Genomic DNA, 18924 nt, shown 5'->3' on the forward strand with positions numbered 1-18924 from the left:
ACGTCAACAGGGGTTGCTGCTCTCACGGCTGGTATGGGATGAGTGGGTGGGTCTGTGACCTAGATTCCCCGGCCGCGCTTGTGCAGCGTGCGCAGCACCGCGTCCGCCCGGACCACCCGCCCGGCCACCGCGAGCGCCAGGTAGGCCCGTGGCTCGCGCGGATTGAACCGGAGGGTGCGGTGGGCCCAGCTCAGCGCGCCCTGGCGGTCACCGGACGCGGCGCGCGCGAAGGCGATCTGCCCCGCCACCCGGGCCGCACCGGCCGGCTGGGTGCCGAACTCCGGGTAGCGCTCCAGCAGCCACTGCAACGCCTCCGAGATGGTGTCCCAGCGCTGCGCGAAGTACGACCGTTTGTGCCAACGCACCAGCACCAGCGGGGTGCGCAGATTGACCAACGGTGCGCTGCGGGCGGCCCGCAGCAGAAACTCGTAGTCCTCCGCGTAGCTGCCCGGAATCTCCTCGTCGACCAGCCCGAAGCCGTCGTGGAGAGCTGCGGCGCGGATGAGGAACGTCGACGGGTGCAGCTCGGTCATCCGATCCCGCAGCAGGTCGGCGAAGGTGATCCGGTCACGGGACAACGACCGATCAACGGTGTGTCCGTCGTAGCTCACGCGGATGCCACACGAGACGAACTCGGCGCCCGGAGTGGTGGTGAGCGCCGCAACCTGTGCCGACAGCTTGTCGGGCAGCCACTCGTCGTCGTCGTCGCAGAAGGCGATCAACTCGCCGGTGGCGGCCAGGGTGCCGGTGTTGCGGGCACCCGCGAGGCCGGGAGTCCGGCCGTTCTCGGTGATCCGGACCAGTCGACCCGGTCGGGACAGCTCGGTCAGGGTCGGATCCGGCTCCGAACGGTCGTACACGACGACCACCTCGAGCTCACCCGGATAGTCCTGGTCGAGGATGGTGCGGACCGCGGCCCGCAGCAACTCCGGGCGGTCCCGGGTGGGCACCACGGCACTCACCTTCGGCAGTGCGGTCACCTGCGGCAGTGCGGTCATCCTCGCGCTCCACTCCGGGGCGACCGTGACCACGGCCGCCACCATCCTCGTCGGCCGTTCGCCGCGACCACCAGGTCTTCCACGATCTCCCCGACCCGGGCCACGGCGGCCGCCCGCGCCCGGGCCGAATCGGGGTCGGCCCGGACGACGAACCGGGACGGCTCGGCCAGGCCAGCGGTGAGCGCCGCCACCAGCGCCGCCCGGGTCTCGCACACCACCACCAGGCCCGCCGCCCCGAGTCGCCGCGCGAACCGCAGCTGGTGGTCGTCAACGTGCTCGCCGTGGGACGGATCCCGGGGGACCACGATCGGCACCCGGCCATGCCGCCGCGCCTCCAGGATGGTGGCCGGGCCGCCGTGACAGATCACGAGGTCGGCCGCGGAGATCGCCGTTTGAAGCTCAGCGTGCCCCAGGAAGGGAACCGCCCCGGGAACGTCGTCCGCTCCGGTGTGACCATGTTGGACGGACAGCACTACTCGATCGGAGACTGTGGGTTGCCAACTCCGAAGCCAATCGACCAGCCGGTCAAACGGGTGCTTGTCGGTACCGACCATGACCAACACCTGCGCCCGACCGACACCAGACCGATTCCGTTGCCGGGGAACACGACCGAACTCGGACCCCACCGGCGCTACGACTCGCTCCGTACTCACCGAATCCCCCCTCCACCCGGGTTGACGAAACCTGGCATCGCGCGTCGTCGCGCCGCCCGCACTCTCCACGCTCACAGCAGCGGCCCCACCACAGTCGCCTCCGGGTAGTGCCGACGTTGCTCCTCCCACTGCACAAGCATCGCGGACAGGAACGGGCGACACAGGCGCGCGGTCAGGGTCGGGGTGTCGATCCGGTCGTACACCTCGACATAGACGGTGGGAATTCGCCGCAGCCAGGCGAACACCACGAACGGCACCGCAACCCCGGCTCCAGTCGTCACCACCGCCGCCACCCGACGCCGCCGCAGCACCCGCACCGCCAGGAGCGCGTTGCGCACCAGGTTGGGCACATTGCGGGTGGTCGGGTGGTGCGCCGAGACAACCTCTTCCCCCGCGAGCTGGGAGAGCGCGTCCGGGGTGTCGAAGGTTACCCAGCAGCGGTGCCAGCGCTCGTACCAGGAGCGCAGCGCCAGCAGCTGGGCCAAGTGCCCACCGCTCGATCCGACGAGCAGCAGGACCGGGGAGTCACCGCGACCCTCGGGGTACGTCTCCATGCAAGCTTCACCGTTCACTTTCTTTTGCATACGGCTCCATGCAAGCCTCATCGACTCTTTTCGCCTCAGATGCGATCGATGATGTGCGAAAGCAGATCACGTATCGCGCCGTGGGGGCATCGGGCAACCGGGCTGTCACCGGTGGTCCCGCTGCCCGAAAAGCTCCAGCAGAGCGGGGTGCAGCGCGGGGTTCCAACCCGCCCCGGCGTTGGCCAGGCGCCAGGTCCGCAACCACAGCTCCAGCAGGTACGTGTCAGCCACCAGACGCTGCCCGGCCCGGTCCAGGCCGAGCGCGTCGCCGTACCGTCGAAGTTGGAGGTCAACAGCGTCGGCCGCGACGGCGGCGGAGGAACCCCGCAGCACCAGGGCCCGCTGGAACGCGTCGTGCGCCAGGTCGAAGCCGAGCGGGACGTCCGGGGCGCTGTGCTCCCAGTCCCAGGCGACCAGCCGGCCGGCATCCCGACCAAGGTTCCACGGAACCCAGTCGCCATGCCAGTGCCCGAACTCGACCCGGGTCTCCCCGTGCCGCGAAGCGAGCCCGGCCACCGCCGCGACCACCCGGGTATCGGCCGGCATCGTGGCGGCGGCCCGGTGCGCGGTCCGGGTGAGGCGGGCCAGAAAGCTCGATCCGGCCAGTGGCCGACGCCGGGCGGGCGGGTGGCCCCGGCGAGCCACCGCGAGCACCGCGGCGACCTCGGGCTCGGCGGTGCTGGACAGCCCGCGGACCGCGGGCGGCAGCGGCTCCACCAACGCGACGGAGCGACCGGCCCACCGAAGCTCGGCCAGCAGTCGCGGCGCCACCGGGTGCTCCGGCACCCGAGCCAGCGCGGGAAGTTCCCGCAGGGCCGCCGCCTCAGTGGTCACCAGGGCCCGGGTGGCATCGTTCCAGCCGATCTTCGCGAAGCCCAGCGGACGACCTTCCGGGGCGAACAGTTGCAGCGTCGGCTTGTGGTTCGGATCCGGCGGTCGCACCCCACACGCCGCGTACGCGGGTCCCCAGCCCTGCAGGGCGGCGAGTCGGTGCACGAGCAGCGCCTCGTCCGCGGCGACCGCGTCGGCCGCTTCGGGCAGCGACACTGTCAGGACCGAGAACCGGGCCAACTCCAGCCCACCGAGCCGGGCGAACCCACCGAGAGCCGCCCGCGCCGCCCGCACCCGGGGCGGTCGCAGCGCGTTGTACGCCAACAGCGACGCAGCCGTTGCCCGCTTGGAGCCCAGCGGCAACAGAAACCGGGCCCGCTCCACAGAGGGCACAATCGCGTACCGCGCTACTGCCCGGTGCCCGGTCGGCGGCCGGCCGTCCACGGTGAGCCCGACCCGCTCAACACCGAAGACCGCCCGGGTGACCCAGCCCAACCCGTCAGTACGGGTACGCGGGTCGGCGGAGGCAGTGACCGATTCAGTCATGCGGCGCCGTCCGGCCAGTCGAAGTCCATTCCGAGCCGCTGCCGCAGCGCGTCGTTGTAGGGGCGGTAGTAGGCCGTCAGCTCCGCCTGAAGCTCCGGCTCCAGCGGCGCGGAGCGACGGTCGTTGTAGACCCGGAAACTCGCCAGGTCGTACGCCGGCAGCCCGAGGAAGGAGAGGGTACGGCCGTACGTTGACCGGGCGTCTCGATAGAGATCTTCGCTGCGTAGGAAGAGGAACTGCGTACGGTCGAACCGGTCCAGCCACGGCTCAAGGTGCTCGAGGTAGCGGCCCCGGGCCCGGTAGGTGTACCAGTCGTACGCCTCGCTGACGTACTCCGGCTCGGCAACCAGCCGCTCCCGCTCCCCCGCGGTGCGCTCCTGCTCGGCGCCGAGGGCGGCGGCGAAGTCCAGCGGCTCGATGCCGTGGGTGCGCCGCTCCTTCCAGTGCGAGTAGGCACGCTGCACCGGATCCCGCAGCAGCACGACCAGCTTGACCGATGGCATGAGCGCGGCGACCCGCTCGGCGGCGAGCGGGTGGAACATGTACAGCGGGGCGGCTTCACCGGCCCGGACTGGGCCCCCGTGCCGCCGCTGGAGCGCCGCCCGGTGACGGGTCGTCGGGAAGTGCGATCGGTACCACGCCTCGCCGCGCCGCCAGTGCTCCTCGAAGTAGTGCGTGGCCTTCGTGTTCCAGGCCGGGAAGAGCCGCGGCACCAACGGATGCTGGATCAGATAGTTCCACAGTGACGTGGTCCCACCCCGTTTGGTACCGATGACGAGGAAATCTGGCAGCGGCCGTCGGTCACTGGTCTGCACGCCGTAGCCGACGAGGGAGTCCCGTACTCGCTCGGTCACCTGAGTCGGCACGAGCTGCTTCACTCGATCACGCATCGCCGGCACGACGCACCTCACCTTTCCTTCTGCTCTGGTATGCCGGAGTCGGCCGGGACGGCCGGCTCCCGCTCACGGAGTTGCCTCAGGCTCGCCCGGAGTTCGGGCCATACTCGGGACAACGTCCCGGCACCACCAACGGCCAGCACCGCCACCGCCACCAGCAGGCCGGGAATGCCCCGCCCCCCGACCAGCACGCCCACCCCGGCGGCCACGCCCACCCCGGCGGCGGTGATCGCCGCCACGCGCAGCATCGCCGCGTCCAGCAGCGGATGCCGCACCACGAGCCAGGCGCACGTCGCGGCGGTGAGGTTCTCGGTGAGGATGCCCGCGGCCCAGGCCATCGCCGCGCCGGTGGCGCCGTGCCCGGGGATCAACACCAGGCCGAGCGAGACCGTCACCAGCAGCCCACCCAGAGTGGCGGCCAGGTGTAGGCCACTGCGGCCCCCCATCAGCAGCAGGCTCTGCACGTTGCCCGCTCCGGTACGCAGCAGCATCGCCAACGCGAGCACGGTCATCGCGGTGGCTCCGGCGGTGAAGCCGGGCCCGAACAGCTCCAGGAAGGCCACCCCGAAGACGGCGAGCAGCAGGTACACCGGCCAGGAGAGCACCAGCCCCCAGGTGGTCAGCTGCCGGTGCACGGCCGCCGCGAGGGCCGTCTGGCCCGCACCGAGCAGCCGGGACAACCGGGGGGCCACCGTCACCCGCAGCCCCTGCATGGCGAGCTGGCCAGCCAGGACGTACCGGCCGACAGCGCCGAACACCCCGGCCTCCGCCGCCCCGGCGAGCGCCGACGTCAACAGCACCCCGATCCACAGGTTGCCGGCGTCGATGGCGGCCGAGACGGCCCGGGGCAGCGCGAACCGCCAGAAGGTCAACCAGTCCCGCTGTCCGGGGCGAAGCCGGGCGCCCCGCCCGATGCGCAGCGGCCCCGCGACCAGGGCCAGGCAGACCAGCAGGGCGAGTGCGGCCGGAACCAGCCAGGCGGACACTCCGGCCACCAGGCCACCGCCGACCAGGACAGCGGCGCCGACCAGGACCGGCCGGGCCACCGGCAGAAGAAAGAACTGCACCGACACGTACGCCCGAATCGGCCGGAGACACCGCAGGGCGGCGAGTAGCAGCGTCAGAAGGACAACCACCGGAACGGCGGCGAAGCTCACCGCCAGCAGTTCGGGCCCGGCGGCCGGGCCGAATACCCGGGGTGCCAGTGAGTCGGCGGCGAAGAAACCGGCCAGCGCGACCACGGCGGCGACCACGAACGGTGGGAGTAGAGCCACCGGCAGCAACCGGGCGGCGTCCCCCCGCCCCCCGGCCGCGCGGCGGCGCGGCAGCGCCCACAGCAGACCGGTCTCGGCGCCCAGCGTGCACACGGCGGTGGCCACTGTGATCACTCCGATCGCGGCGAAGAAGACGCCGGAGCCGGTGGGGCCGTAGCCGCGGGTGATCACCACTGCGAGAAGAAAGCCGAAGAGACCGCTGGTGGCGGCGCCGAGCAGCCCAGCGATCCCGCTGCGCGCACTATCCCGGCGCTCCGCGTCGTCCGGCCGGTCAGACGACGCCGCCGCAGCGGTGGCGGCGGTCATTCGGCTACCCCCGGTAGGGCCGTCGGCAGCCGCAGGGGCTGCCCTTGTGCCGATCCAGCAGGGCCGGGATTCAGCACGGGTGTGGTCCGTCGGGCCAGTTCGCCTTCGGTACGTGCCATGGCGAAGGCGATCGCGTAGAAGGCGATGGCGAGGTTCTGATTGGCCATGCCGTAAAAGGGGATCTGCACCAGACACACCACCGGAACGATCGCCAGCCACTGCCCCGCCGGCGAGGCCGCCCGGGCACAGCAGCGGGCAGTCACGACGAACCAGGCCAGAAAGCACAGCAAAGCAGGGATCCCATGGCTGAACAGCACCATCCACAACTGCCCCTGGGAGCCGATCGGCGCCTGGGCCGAGACCGTATCGACGTTCACCGGAGCGCCATGGCCGAGCCACGGCGAGTCCCCGACCCGCCCGAGCACCGCACGGTAGAGGGCGAACCGGTCGGTGTTGGTGTCGCTGCTCCCCACCCGGTCCCCGATCAGCTCAGTGACCGGGATGAACACGGTGGCCAGGAGACCCACTAGCAACACGCCGACAATCGAGGTGGCGATCCGGGTGTTGCCGTGCCGAGCGGCCCGGACGCCAAGCACCAGCAGGCCAACACCGAGGCTGAGGAACATCGCTCGGTTCAACGTGAGAAACGCCGGTGCCAGGGAGAGCGGCAACGACCCGAGCAGCAGCCAGCGCAGTACCCCGCGCCGCCGCATCATGATCACCGCGACCACGCAGGGCAGCAATATCGCGTACGCGCTGCCGTAGTTATTGGTGTACGCGTACGGCGCCGCGGGACGGTAGATCGGGTTCAGTGACCGGGCGCTGTACTCGGCGGTGGAGAGGTGAACCATGTCGTAGACGAACGGTTCGGTGGCGATACCGCCGGGCAGCAGGGCCTCCACCGGGGTGGTCATGCCGAGCCGGGGTGCGAGCACGCTCAGCCAGCCCAACGCCACCAACCCGAGCCAGAACGCGCAGAGGGGCAGGAGCACCCCACTGCCTCCGGCCCGCTCCCGGGCCACCACGTAGACATAGACGCCGACCACCAGGGCTGTGGCGTAGAAGCCCAGCCGCAGCCCGAAGGTCAACACCGAGCTAGGCGACCCCAGCTGGGTAGCGCTGACCAGGACGACGGCGAGGAAGAGCAGCCAGATCCCAGCGCCCGGCGGCAGCGGAACCCGACCCCGGACCAGCAGCAGGGCCAGCAGCACGGCGCCCAGCAGCGGCCAGCCCAGGTAGAACGCGCCGGCCAGCCACCAGATCGGCACCAGGCCGAACATCACCGCCAGCGGCCAGATCGGTAGCCGCGGTGGTAGTGGCGACGGTGCGGGCGACGGAAGAACCTCAGTGGCCCCGTCCCTGGCCAGCTCGCTCGTCGCCGGGGTCCCGCCCACGGACACGGTCAACCCCGACCGCGGTGGGTGAGGACGAAGCCGAGGGGGGTCACGCCGGCCGCTCGCAGCCGCTCCGCCAACCGACGTAGGTCGCCCTGCCGGGTCCGGTCCTGCTCGACCACCACCACCGCGGCGCCCTGGCGGGCCGCCGCGACGCCCCGCTCATCGGCCTCGGCCGGTGGAGCGTTGAACAGCACCACCCCGCTGGCAGCCCGCTGCCGCCAGGTGCCGAACCGGATAGTGCCGGCGCCCGCCACGACCGTGTCGGTAGGCTCTCCGACCGCGCTCTTTCCGCTGCTCGGCGTGGTGGATGCGATTCGGGGCAGCGAGATCGTGCCATCCGGATCGTTGGGTGCCGGGCGGTTAGCGGCAGTGGGGTTGCCGGCCGCGGTCGCCTGGCGGGGAAGACTGGTCGGGCGAGGGGATGGCCGCCGGACAACGATCTGCTCGGTGACCTCATCAACAGAGGCCGGCCGCGGGCCCTGGCGCTGCTGCGGCACCACCGGCCGGGCGGAGGGCGCCGTTGCCGGCAGGCACGCCACGCCAGCCAGCACTTCGCTGCGCAACCGTCCCAGGCGACCGGTGTCATCGGCGAGGTACACCTCCCGGCCGGTCGCCGCGAGCGCCACCGCCAGCCCGGCGCTCATCGCGGTCTGATCCCCCCGGGTGGTCAACAACACGATCCGAGCCGGTTCGCGAGTCCGCCCGGCGATGGCCATCGCCACGTACCGCATATCGGCGTCCATGGCGTGCCGTGAGCCGCGCGGCTTCGGGCCGCGGGCGGTGCCGAGCAGGGGCAGGCCGGTAGCGTCCCGGCCGTCGTCAACCGATCGGATGCGCCGATCCACCGACTCCCATCCGTAGGCCAACACGACGCCGAGTAGCACACCGCCCAGCAATCCCGCGAACAGATGGAGCAGTCGGTTACCACCCGAGGGGACCAGGTTCGTCTCCGCCTCGCGGGTAACCCAACCGGGATTGACATCGACCGCCGCGATCTCGGTCCGGGCCGACCTGAGCTGCACCAGTTGATTGTTCACACCGGACAGTTCAGCCACCGCCGCATCCGCCTCGCCCTCCTGCGCACTGGCGATCCGACTTTGCAGCGCCGCCTGCTGGTCCTGCACCTCGCTGATGCTCTCGTCGTACGAGCGCAGGATGTCCGCCCGCTGCTGCTCGTACATGGTGCGGCGGACGTCGAGGTAGGCCGCGGCGGCGAGGTTGACCCCCGCCACCGCGTCCTGGGGTGAGTTCGCGGTGAATCGGAAGCGCAGGATCTGGCCCCCGGTCGGCACCTCGAGCTCGAGGGCGTCCTGCACGTCACGCTGGTCCCGGCCGGTGGCGTCCACCAGCCGCCGTACCACCTCGGTCCCGGTGGCGATGCCGCGCTCCACGTTCATGTTCACCGCACGGTCGGCCGACGCGCCGCTCGGCGTGAAGGCGTCGGTGACGACCGGTCGGACCGCCACCACGGCGTCGGCGGTCACCGCGCCCGGCACCAGCAGCACGTAGCCGATTGCGGCGAGCAGCCCGAACACGGCGGTGCCGGCCAACACCCGGATCCGATGCAGCGGCACGCGAAGCAGGTCGGTCAGGGTGACCGTTCGACCCGGTGTCCCCCCACCAGAAGCAGCGTTGGCGTCCAAGCCGCCACCAGCAACACTAGTCATTAAATTTCTTCACTATCTGTTGCGGATTTCCGATAACCACCACCCGGGGCGGGACATCCGTCCGGACCACCGTGGCGGCGCCCACGACACTGTCCTGGCCGATCCGCACCCCCTTCAGCACGAGTGCGTGTGCGCCAACCCAGACGTTGTCCGCTATGACGATCGGGGCTTTGGCACGGGGAGAGGGCGGGTCGTGTCGCACCTCGGGCCGCAGATTGTGGAAGTCGTTGTCCCGCACCTCACAGTCCGACAAGAGGCAACGGTCACCGACCGTAACCGAGGTCCAGACGCCGATCCAGGTCGCATTCAACAGACAATCGGCACCGATGTGGACCTCGCCCGGACCAGCGAACCGCACCAGCTTGTTGATCCGAGTCCGGTCACCGATGTGCACCCGCACGCCACGGCGTAGCCGGACCCGCCCACGGATCTCCACATCCCGGCCAAGACTCAGCCCCGGATAACGCAACCGGTACCAGCCGCGCTTCAACGCAAACACGGCTTTTACCCCAATTCCACGGCGGATATCTCTCAACGACCCCTCCCCACGTCAGGGGACGACAGCATAAGTCACCGCCAGCCAACGCGAATCATCCACCATAATCGACGGTACTCGATTGCCTTACTGTACGGCGAAGAACAGCCGCGGAGTGGACCACGTCAGCTCCGGGCTCGCGGTCGCAAGTAGGACACTTTCCGCGCCGTCCACCACCGGTTCTACCGCCGGCCGGAAGGGGACGCTGCGCAGGTTCCCGTCGGTGTTTCCGTGCACGATCTTGCCGTCCACCCAGGCCATACCCCGCACCGTCGACCAGTTGACCCCGGTAGTGGGCAGCGTGAACTCGGTGGCACCGAGGTAGTTCCCGTCCGTCTCGAAGTATCGGTAGTAGAGATCGTCGGCGCCGAGCCGGGTGTAGTAGAGGCGGCCGTCGAGAAAGAAGGCTCCACTCAGGTCCCCCGCGTCGAACCAGTCGTTGTACCCAGACGACTCCCAGGGGACGCCGACCACGCCCCCGGGGAACATGGAGATGTCAATCCGGCTGCCGGTCGGGGCGTCGGCGACGGTGCGTGCCCAGTAGATCCGGTCACTCATTCCCCAGGTCGCCCCGGCGCCGGTGTAGTTCGGCTGGCTGACCGTGGTCGGTGAACCGATGCCCGTACCGTCGAACGGGACCCGGGCCAGTTCGCCCTCCCCGGTACCCAGGTAGAGATTGCCGCTGGCCGCGGTCGGCGGGTTCTTCGGGGTGATCGTCCGACCACCGGAGCGGGGAAACATCCCGAGCCGGCCGTGGTACTCACTCCCCATGCCATCGGAGTTGTGCCCGAAGTGCAACCCGTCCTCGCCTCGCCAGAGCACCGGGACGGTGGTGCCCCACGAGCTGGCGCCAGGGGGCAGCGACGAGCCACCGCTGCGACGGGGATTCCAGTTCACCGGCATCCCGGTGGCCGGGGTGACGGCAGCGATACCGAGTCGATCAACGGCACCGTCGCCGGCCTTGTCGCTCCCGTTCGGGTTGTTCAGCCAGCGAAAGTGCCCCCCGAGATAGATGACGTTATCGGCCACCTCGACCGAGGTAATGGTGTCGTTACCGGTGTATTGCACCCACGTGCCAAGCTGACCACTGCCGCGGGCCGCGGTCTCGAACCGCACCAGCGCGTCGCAGTACGCGGCCGGCCAGCCCGACCCGCCGTTGGTGCCGACGACGAACCAACTGCCAGAACCACCGAACCTCACATCCTGTACATAGTGGACGAAGACGTCGGGTCGGCGGCAGGGCGCCACGAACTTCTCCGAGCTCCAGTCGAGAACACTCGGCGTACCCGAGAGGTCGACCAACACCATCTGGTTCCGCGACAGGCCATTGACTTCCATGAAATTACCGCCGGCCACGAGAGTGCCCCCGTCCGGCGAGACATCAATGGTCCAGACGTACGAGTTGGTGTCGTGTCGCCCCACGGTGGCGTTGATGGCGAAAGTCGAGTCGATCGCTCCCGTGCTGGCATGCAGTCGGGCCAGCCCGGCGTGCGCAGTGCCGTTCACCCAGTTGAAGGCGCCCGCCAGATAGAGCCAGTCGCCGTGCAGCACCATATCCCGCACGTTGCCACCATCGGAGCGGCCCACCCAGCTGTCGACGGTGGCGCCGGTGCTCGGGTCGAGCGCCACCAGATTCCGTCGGGCCACCCCGTTGGCGTTCCGGAAGGCCCCACCGACGATCAACATGTCGTTCGGGCCGGCGATCAACGAGTTGACCGCACCGTCGAGCACCGGCAGGAAGGTCGTCGAGATCGCCCCGGTGACCTTGTCATAGCCAAACAGGTAGCGCTGACTGACCCATGCCGCAGTCGGGTCCTGCCGGATCTGGGTGAAGGTGCCCCCGACGTACACCGTCGAGCCGATCTCCGCGAACGCGCGGGCCTCGCCGTCGCGGGCGTGCGGTGTCTCATCGACCGGATCGCTCGACACCAGGATCTGCGGCTCGGGCACCGGCGGGACGGTGGCAGCCGCCGCAGACGGTACGAGCATTGCTGCGACGACGGTTACCGAACAGATCACGGCCGTTCGAACAGGGCGAGTCAAAGTCCGCCAACGAAGCGAGAACCCAGGCACGCGACACCTCCCCAAGGTGAGAACTCGCGTAGCCTGCCTTGCCCACCTCAGAAGGAATATCCACCGATTGGTTGATATTTGACCAACTGTCGGCCGTGCCTAGCGGTCTGACCATGCTCGGCAGCCCCTGCTCGGCGCGCACGTCACCGCCGGTCCACCCCAGTGACACGCGACGAGTCGCCGCTACGGAATCAGCCAGCCCGAGCCGCGGTCAGCGCGGCGGCCATCGCCGCACGCGGCGCCGGCACCCCGGTGAACTGCTCGAACTGGCCAACTGCCTGGGCCAGCAGCAGATCGAGACCCGAGCAGACCCGGCAGCCGGCAGCCTGCGCGGCGGCCGCGAGCGGGGTCGGCCAAGGGTCGTAAAGGGCATCGAAGAGCACAGTGGAGGGCCGCCACGCCACCGCCGCGGCGAGCGGGTCGGCGACCCCGGCCGGCACGGTCGAAATCACCACGTCGGCGGCGCAGGCCGCGACAGCGTCAGCCCACGGAACACCGGTCAGCGAACCCCCCACCGCCGCAGCCACCGGACGCAGATCGGCGATGGCGGCCTTCCGCCGGGCCACCACGGTCACCGTCCGAGCCCGCAGCGCCGCCGCCGCGGCCACCGCCGCCCGGGCGGTACCACCGGCGCCGAGCACCGTCAGCGTCGACTCCGGGGCAACCCCGGCCGCGGTCAGCACCTCCACCATGCCGGCGACATCGGTGTTGTCCGCGTGCCAGGAGCCGTCCGGCTGGCGTACCAGGGTGTTGGCCGCGCCCACCGCGGCCGCGACCGGCGACGCCGTCGCGGCCACCGCAAGCGCCGTCTCCTTGCCCGGCATGGTGACCGAGAGCCCCGCCCACTCCGGCCCCAGGCCGGCGACCAGGGAGGGCAGCTGCGCCTGGGCACACCGAAAGCGGGTATACGCCCAGTCGTCCAGGCCGACCGCGGCGTAGCCAGCGTTGTGGATCACCGGAGAGAGGGAGTGCGCGATCGGGTCGCCGACCACCGCCGCCCGCACGCGCTCAGATGACACCCGCCTCCCTCGCCTTGGCCTCGTTGCGCAGCTGCTCCTCGTAGGTTTCCGCGAAGGCGGACTCCCCCTCCTTGTTGATCGCGACGAAGAAGAGCCACTTTCCCGGCGGCGGATCCATGGCGCCTTCCATCGCCAACTGGCCCGGGTTGTTGATCGGCGTGGGGATCAGACCCTTGAGCTGACGGCTGTACGGGCTCTCCGTATCGAGCAGCTCATCCCGCGTCATCTCGGCCGAGGTTTTGGTCTCCTTGCCGGTCAACTCCAGGTGGTAGTTGACCGTGACGTCCATCTGCAGGCAGTTACACGGGAAGTCGCCGTAAACCCGGTTGTAGGCGACGCGGGCGACCTTGCCGAGGTCCTCCGGAGTACCCGCTTCGGCTTGGGCGAGCGACGCGACGATCAGCGCCTCGTACGGCGCGATCTGACGTTCGTTCTGCACCCGGTCGACGAACTCCAACTCCTCGGCGACAGCGAGGAACCGCTCCACCATCAACGCGAGAATCGACTCAGCCGTGGGGTCCGGGGGAAACTCGTAGGTGTCGGGGAAGAGAAAGCCCTCGATTGACGGCTTGACCGTCCGGTCATCCGTCCGCTTGAACCACCACTCCGGGACCCCGAGCGCGAGCGGATCCTTCGCCGCCGCCTCGAATTCCTCAGCCGGGATCTCGGTCTCTTCGGCGAGCAGCTTGTAGATGTTCTTCGCCGTCCGCCCCTCGGGGACAGTGACCCCGTTAACAATCCGATTCTTCGGGTCCAGCATCGCGGCCACGGCGTACTCGCCACTCATCTGCTTACGCAATTCGTACTGGCCGGGCTGAATGCTCTTGCTCTGGCTGTTATCCTCCGCCGCATTGATGAACGCCTTGGTGCTCTTGATGACCCCGGCCTCGTAAAGTGTGACCGCGATAGCGGCGATCGGGGCCCCCTCTGGGATCTCGACCGTCACCGCCTCAGTCCCGGCGCCATCGTAGTCGGGCGTGCCGAGAAAATTCTGAATCCGGTCAAAGCCGTAGAACGCGCCACCGCCGAGGCCACCGAGCAGAGTCAGGGTCAGCAGCAGGGCCAACACGGTCTTGCCGCGCCCGCCGCCTGAGCCGCGCCTGCCGCCTGAGCCGCGCTCTCGCTGGCGCTGACGCTTACGCACGTAGCCGCGCCGATGCCGGCCCTTCTCTCCCCGATCGGTGTCGAACTCAGGGTCCAGATCCTCGATCATTGCATCCGCCTCCGCTGCGCATCGAGCCAGCTCTGCAGGATTTCCACCGCGGCCGCCTGGTCCACCACCGCCCGCTGCCGCCGCCCCCGAACGCCACGCTCAGCAAGCCTACGACTTGCCACCACCGTCGACATCCGCTCGTCGGCGAGCGTCACCGGCACAGGCGAAATCACCTCGACCAAACGGCCGACATAGGCCTGCACGTGTACGGCGGCGGGGCCCTGCCGACCGGCGAGATTCACCGGCAGGCCAACCACCACCTCGACCGCCTCATGTTCGGTCACCAGCGCGGCCAGCTCGGCCATGTCGCTGGGGGTCGCCTCCGGCGCGGCGGTGCGATCCCGGGCGAGGGTGACCAGCGGGGTAGCCAGGACGCCGTGTGGGTCGGACCGAGCCACACCAACCCGAACCTGTCCGACATCCACCCCGAGGCGTACGCCCCGGGACCACTGCGTCACGAATGGTCACCTCCTTGGGAGAACGAACGGGCTGCACCTGCGGCACCGGGTATCCCCCGGCACCCTACGCCCCAGCGATGGCATTCTCGACAGTCCGGAGCAACCCCGGCGCCTCCGCCGCCGGCAGGCCGCCCCCCTGGGCCAACTCGGGGCTGCCCCCACCCCGCCCGGCGAAGGCTACCTTGACCAGATCCGCCGCCGACAGCCCCTGACTCCGGGCGGCTGGGTTGACCGCCACCACCAGCGAAGCCTTGCCGTTCGCCCGGGCCGCCACCGCGACCACCGCGGGACGCGCCGGGTCAATCCGGCTTCGGATCTCCAGCGCGAGGGTCCGCACATCATTGCCGGCCGCGCCCTCGGGCGCCTCGGTCCCGACGTACGCCACCCCACGTACCTCGCTCGCCTGGGCGGCGAGGGCTGCCGCGCCACCGAGTACCAGCTGCGCGCGCAGCTTCTCCAACTCCTTCTCGGCGTCACGCAGCTGGGTAACGGTCTGCTCCACCCGCTCCGCGACCTGGTCGGATGGCACCCGGTACAGCTCGGCGAGGCGGGCCACGAGCAGGTGCTCGCGGGCAAGGAAGTTGAACGCGTCAATCCCGACCAACGCCTCGACCCGGCGAACTCCGGATCCGATCGATGACTCAGAGAGAATCTTCACCAGGCCGAGCTGGCCAGAGCGACCCACGTGGGTACCACCGCACAGCTCTCGCGCGTAGTCACCGACCTCGACGACTCGTACCTGCTCGCCGTACTTCTCGCCGAAGAGCGCCATCGCACCGATCCGCCGCGCCTCGGCCAGCGAAGTGACGAACGCACGCACCTCCAGGTCGGCCAGGAGCGCCTCGTTGACCTGCTGTTCCACATCCCGCAAGACGCTCGGCGCCACCCCGGTCGGGGTGTTGAAGTCGAAGCGGAGCCGCCCCGGTGCATTCAGCGAGCCGGCCTGGGTGGCGGACTCACCGAGGAAGTTGCGCATGGTCTGGTGCACGAGGTGAGTCGCGGTGTGCGACCGGGAAATCGCCCGCCGGCGATCGGTGTCGATCTCGGCGAAGCCGGTCTCGCCCACACGCACCTCGCCCCGCAGCACCCGGGCCCGGTGGACGATCAACCCCGGCACCGGCTGCTGTACGTCGAGGACCTCCACCTGCCCTCCACCGACGGTGATCACACCGAGATCCGGCTGCTGACCACCACCCTCGGCGTAGAACGGGGTGGTGTCGAGGACCAGCTCGACCGTCTCGCCCTCCACCGCCGCGGCGTGCGGGCTGGCCGCGCCGAGCACCGCCCGCACCGTCGACTCGCGGGAAACCTCCTGGTAGCCGGTGAAGGTGACCGGGCCACCCTCATCCAGCACCGTCCGGTACGCGGACAGGTCCACGTGCCCCGTCTTGCGGGCCTGCGCGTCGGCCTTAGCCCGCGCCCGCTGGTCGGCCATCAGCCGACGGAAGCCCTCGGCATCGACCTGCAGACCCTGCTCGCTGGCGATCTCCAGAGTCAGGTCGATCGGGAAGCCGTACGTGTCGTGCAGCTGAAACGCCTTCGCGCCGGAGATCGCCCGCCGGCCCGCGGTGCGGGTCTCAGCGATGGCGGTGTCCAGGATCGTGGTGCCGGCGCGCAGCGTGGACAGGAACGCGTCCTCCTCCGCGTACGCGTAGTCGGCGATCCGGCCGAAGTCCGTCGCCAGTTCCGGGTACGACGGGGCCATGCAGTCGCGAGCCACCGGCAGCAGCTCGGGCATCGCCCGTTCCTGCCAGCCCAACAGCCGAATCGAGCGGATCGCCCGGCGCATGATGCGGCGCAGCACGTAGCCCCGCCCCTCATTACTCGGGGTTACCCCGTCCCCGATCAGCATCAGTGCGGTGCGGACATGGTCGGCAACGACCCGCAACCGGACATCGTCCGGGTGTGACTCGCTAGCGACCTGACTGGAGTGCGCGCCATACCGCTTGCCGGTCAGCTCGGCAGCTTTGGCCAGGATCGGCCGTACCTCGTCGATCTCGTAGAGGTTGTCCACGCCCTGGAGGATGGAGGCCATCCGCTCCAGGCCCATCCCGGTGTCGATATTCTTCGCCGGCAGGTCGCCGAGGATCGGGTAGTCCTCCTTGCCGATGCCCGGCCCCCGCTCGAACTGCATGAAGACGAGGTTCCAGAACTCCACGTAGCGGTCCTCGTCCACCGCCGGGCCACCCTCCGGGCCGTACGCGGGACCGCGGTCGTAGAACAGCTCGGAGCACGGCCCGCACGGGCCGGGGATGCCCATCGACCAGAAGTTGTCGGCCTTGCCGCGACGTACGATCCGATCCGCCGGCACCCCGACGGACCGCCAGATCCCGAACGCCTCATCGTCGTCGTGGTAGACCGTCGGCCAGATCCGCTCCGGGTCGAGTCCGAGCCCCCCGGCGCCAACCGGCTTGGTGGACAGATCCCAGGCCAGCCGGATCGCCTCGTCCTTGAAGTAGTCCCCGAACGAGAAGTTGCCGTTCATCTGGAAGAACGTGCCGTGCCGGCTGGTCTTGCCCACCTCGTCGATATCCGGCGTACGGAGGCACTTCTGCACGCTGACGGCCCGCTTGTAGGGCGCGGTCTGCTGCCCCAGAAAGTAGGGGACGAACTGCATCATGCCGGCGGCGACGAACAGTAGGTTCGGGTCGCTGATCGCGGGCAGCGGAGCGGACGGCACCACGGTGTGACCATTCGCCTCGAAGTGCGCGAGGTACCGCCGCCTGATCTCCGCCGTCTTCATCGCTGGTGCTCCTCCGGGAAAGTCTCTCGGTCGCCGGTGAGCGGATATCCCCGCAGGTCGGCGACAGTGTCGTCGAACGCCTCGCCGCGGGCGAAGGCCTCGTGAATCTCCTGCTCGCGCTCGGCCATTCCGATCCGGACGTCCGACACGAAGCTACGTACCGACTCGGCCAGGCCGCCAGCGGATTCGGATAGCCCGCCGGCGATCCCGGCCGGCGTGTAGGCCTGGGCCGTCCGGGTGGCCTTGCGGACCACCAGCACGCCTACGGCCAGCCCGATGCCCAGCCAGAACAACCGCCTCATGCTCTCCCCCTCCTGCGCACCCGGCGCTGCTCAGCGGCGACCGCGCCGGCGGCCTCGCTGTTGCTGCTTGATGGTGTCCCGCACCTCACGTTCGGTCTCCGCATGCCGGCGGGCGGCCGTGGCCCGGCGCACGCCGTAGCCGAAGGCAGCCACTTTGACCAGCGGGCTCGCAGCGGCAGCGGAGACGATCGTGGCAAGGTTGGCGACGTTGGCGGTGATGTTCTGCGCGTGGTTGGTCATGGTATCGACCTTGGCGAGCTGGAGGTTCACCCCGTCCAACGAAGTCTGCACCTGATCCAACGCGGTGTTGACGTTCTTCACCGTGGTATTGACCTCACTGAGCAGCGGCGCTGTCCGGTCATTGACGTCATTGATCATCCGGGTGGCCGCGTCAACCGTGTGCCGCAGCCGCAGGATCGGCAACACCAGGATCAACACCAGCATCGCGAACGCGATCGCCGCGATCAGCGCCGCGACTTCACCAAGGTCCACGCCTGTCCTCCTCAAGCCGAATCAACGGGCACCGGACGTTTCCGAGCAAGCCACCATCGTCCCTACGCCCGTGCCGCCTGCCCCCGGCCGCTGGTCGACCGGGGGCAGGCGGGCCTGCCAGCCCAGACCCTACCGTCCGTGATGGAGACCGCCTCAGGATGGTGAGGGGGTCAGTTCACCAAGCGGGTCCTGGGACAAGGTCGGGAAGGGGTCCTCCCCGGTGAGCGACGGGTCGGTGCTCGGCTGCGGTCGCGTACGGTCATCGTCGATGGCGTTTCGCACCTTTACTGACACCAACGAGCCGGTGCACTCCTGCGCCTGGGTCGACGGATCCGGGGACGGCACGAGCGCCGGCTCACCGTCGACCGGTGGCGGCACACAGGCTGGCTCGCGTACCCACAGATCGAGGGTCAGCTCATCCCGCTGCCAGCAGGTGTAGCTGCCCTTCGCCGGTTGCTCGGGGCAGCGGTCGACCTGCCACGGCCGCCAGCCATCCCCGCGCAGCGACGCCTCGTAGGCCTGGGCAGTCTCCTCCGGAGAACGTTCCGACGCCACGGTGCGCTCGCGCAGTCGACAGTCCAGCAGACACCAAGGACTGCCACTGACATCGTCAACCGTCTCGGTCGCGGCCCAGCTAGGAACCGCCAACTGGTCGAGGGTGTCGAAGACCGGGTCACGGTTCAGCGTCTGCAGCCCGAAGACGGCCGGGACAACACCGAGCAGCACGATGATGGCCAGCGCCAGGGCTCCGGTCCGGAGCCGTTGCTGCGGTTGCCGGCGCAGGTACGAGCGGGCTCCGCCGGCCCTGTCCGGTGCCGTGGTGTCGGCTCCCGGTGGTTCTGCCCAGCCATGCGACGACCCGTCCGGCGCGGTGTCCAACGACGCAGGCGGGACGCCCGGAGGCGTGGCCCGGGCCGGCTCTCGAGGTGGCGGCAGC

Annotated in this window: 17 protein-coding genes; all 17 read right to left on the reverse strand. The window is 69.8% G+C overall.

Annotated elements, in window-relative coordinates:
• Positions 1 to 59: 59 nt before the first annotated feature.
• Positions 60 to 998 carry a glycosyltransferase family 2 protein gene (locus tag B116_RS0118120; RefSeq protein WP_397540806.1) on the reverse strand — a complete coding sequence of 313 codons (939 nt, stop codon included), beginning with the start codon at positions 996 to 998 and terminating at the stop codon, positions 60 to 62.
• Positions 995 to 1561: a glycosyltransferase gene (locus B116_RS0118125; RefSeq protein ID WP_223874631.1), complete on the reverse strand. Its 567-nt coding sequence runs from the start codon at positions 1559 to 1561 to the stop codon at positions 995 to 997. The genes B116_RS0118120 and B116_RS0118125 overlap by 4 nt, the downstream gene beginning before the upstream one ends.
• Before the next feature lie 161 nt (positions 1562 to 1722).
• Positions 1723 to 2205 (reverse strand): glycosyltransferase family protein, encoded by a 483-nt coding sequence (locus tag B116_RS0118130; protein WP_018722790.1) that lies wholly within the window; start codon positions 2203 to 2205, stop codon positions 1723 to 1725.
• A gap of 135 nt (positions 2206 to 2340) precedes the next feature.
• The gene (locus B116_RS0118135; RefSeq protein ID WP_027660879.1) at positions 2341 to 3612 is read right to left on the reverse strand and encodes a hypothetical protein; all 1272 of its coding nucleotides are present in this window, start codon (positions 3610 to 3612) and stop codon (positions 2341 to 2343) included.
• A complete protein-coding gene (locus tag B116_RS0118140; RefSeq protein ID WP_026271351.1) occupies positions 3609 to 4511 on the reverse strand; it encodes a sulfotransferase domain-containing protein in 903 nt (300 codons plus the stop codon). The genes B116_RS0118135 and B116_RS0118140 overlap by 4 nt, the downstream gene beginning before the upstream one ends.
• A gap of 8 nt (positions 4512 to 4519) precedes the next feature.
• Complete coding sequence (locus tag B116_RS0118145; RefSeq protein ID WP_027660880.1) at positions 4520 to 6088, reverse strand: lipopolysaccharide biosynthesis protein; 1569 nt, start codon at positions 6086 to 6088, stop codon at positions 4520 to 4522.
• Positions 6085 to 7482: an O-antigen ligase family protein gene (locus B116_RS0118150; protein ID WP_027660881.1), complete on the reverse strand. Its 1398-nt coding sequence runs from the start codon at positions 7480 to 7482 to the stop codon at positions 6085 to 6087. Before B116_RS0118150 ends, B116_RS0118145 begins: the two co-directional genes overlap by 4 nt.
• A gap of 8 nt (positions 7483 to 7490) precedes the next feature.
• Positions 7491 to 9152, reverse strand: coding sequence for a hypothetical protein (locus B116_RS0118155; RefSeq protein ID WP_027660882.1), 1662 nt, complete (start codon positions 9150 to 9152; stop codon positions 7491 to 7493).
• Positions 9145 to 9687, reverse strand: coding sequence for an acyltransferase (locus B116_RS0118160; protein ID WP_155245745.1), 543 nt, complete (start codon positions 9685 to 9687; stop codon positions 9145 to 9147). The genes B116_RS0118155 and B116_RS0118160 overlap by 8 nt, the downstream gene beginning before the upstream one ends.
• A gap of 87 nt (positions 9688 to 9774) precedes the next feature.
• Entirely contained in the window at positions 9775 to 11676 is a 1902-nt protein-coding gene (locus B116_RS0118165) for a hypothetical protein (RefSeq protein WP_188116045.1), read from the reverse strand.
• A gap of 275 nt (positions 11677 to 11951) precedes the next feature.
• Positions 11952 to 12779: a shikimate dehydrogenase gene (locus tag B116_RS0118170; RefSeq protein ID WP_027660884.1), complete on the reverse strand. Its 828-nt coding sequence runs from the start codon at positions 12777 to 12779 to the stop codon at positions 11952 to 11954.
• Positions 12769 to 13992, reverse strand: a complete 1224-nt coding sequence (mltG, locus tag B116_RS0118175) for an endolytic transglycosylase MltG (RefSeq protein ID WP_018722781.1) — start codon at positions 13990 to 13992, stop codon at positions 12769 to 12771. The genes B116_RS0118170 and mltG overlap by 11 nt, the downstream gene beginning before the upstream one ends.
• Positions 13989 to 14450 (reverse strand): Holliday junction resolvase RuvX, encoded by a 462-nt coding sequence (ruvX, locus tag B116_RS0118180; protein ID WP_018722780.1) that lies wholly within the window; start codon positions 14448 to 14450, stop codon positions 13989 to 13991. Before ruvX ends, mltG begins: the two co-directional genes overlap by 4 nt.
• A gap of 64 nt (positions 14451 to 14514) precedes the next feature.
• On the reverse strand, positions 14515 to 17193 hold the full coding sequence (gene alaS, locus B116_RS0118185; protein ID WP_027660885.1) for an alanine--tRNA ligase: 2679 nt from the start codon (positions 17191 to 17193) through the stop codon (positions 14515 to 14517).
• Positions 17190 to 17495: a hypothetical protein gene (locus B116_RS0118190; protein WP_018722778.1), complete on the reverse strand. Its 306-nt coding sequence runs from the start codon at positions 17493 to 17495 to the stop codon at positions 17190 to 17192. The genes alaS and B116_RS0118190 overlap by 4 nt, the downstream gene beginning before the upstream one ends.
• Positions 17496 to 17525: 30 nt before the next feature.
• On the reverse strand, positions 17526 to 17987 hold the full coding sequence (locus tag B116_RS0118195; protein WP_027660886.1) for a DUF948 domain-containing protein: 462 nt from the start codon (positions 17985 to 17987) through the stop codon (positions 17526 to 17528).
• 153 nt (positions 17988 to 18140) lie between these two features.
• Positions 18141 to 18866 carry a hypothetical protein gene (locus B116_RS0118200; RefSeq protein ID WP_050591887.1) on the reverse strand — a complete coding sequence of 242 codons (726 nt, stop codon included), beginning with the start codon at positions 18864 to 18866 and terminating at the stop codon, positions 18141 to 18143.
• Positions 18867 to 18924 lie beyond the last annotated feature (58 nt).

Source organism: Salinispora fenicalii (genome assembly GCF_000514815.1).
Classification (GTDB): Bacteria; Actinomycetota; Actinomycetes; order Mycobacteriales; family Micromonosporaceae; genus Micromonospora; species Micromonospora fenicalii.

What these genes read in the sequence shown, in the direction of transcription:
- B116_RS0118165 (WP_188116045.1), bottom strand. Translation starts at nt 11,676, where the DNA reads ATGCTCGTACCGTCTGCGGCGGCTGCCACCGTCCCGCCGGTGCCCGAG.
- B116_RS0118155 (WP_027660882.1), bottom strand. Translation starts at nt 9,152, where the DNA reads ATGACTAGTGTTGCTGGTGGCGGCTTGGACGCCAACGCTGCTTCTGGT.
- B116_RS0118135 (WP_027660879.1), bottom strand. Translation starts at nt 3,612, where the DNA reads ATGACTGAATCGGTCACTGCCTCCGCCGACCCGCGTACCCGTACTGAC.
- B116_RS0118145 (WP_027660880.1), bottom strand. Translation starts at nt 6,088, where the DNA reads ATGACCGCCGCCACCGCTGCGGCGGCGTCGTCTGACCGGCCGGACGAC.
- alaS (WP_027660885.1), bottom strand. Translation starts at nt 17,193, where the DNA reads ATGAAGACGGCGGAGATCAGGCGGCGGTACCTCGCGCACTTCGAGGCG.
- B116_RS0118130 (WP_018722790.1), bottom strand. Translation starts at nt 2,205, where the DNA reads ATGGAGACGTACCCCGAGGGTCGCGGTGACTCCCCGGTCCTGCTGCTC.
- B116_RS0118190 (WP_018722778.1), bottom strand. Translation starts at nt 17,495, where the DNA reads ATGAGGCGGTTGTTCTGGCTGGGCATCGGGCTGGCCGTAGGCGTGCTG.
- mltG (WP_018722781.1), bottom strand. Translation starts at nt 13,992, where the DNA reads ATGATCGAGGATCTGGACCCTGAGTTCGACACCGATCGGGGAGAGAAG.
- B116_RS0118120 (WP_397540806.1), bottom strand. Translation starts at nt 998, where the DNA reads ATGACCGCACTGCCGCAGGTGACCGCACTGCCGAAGGTGAGTGCCGTG.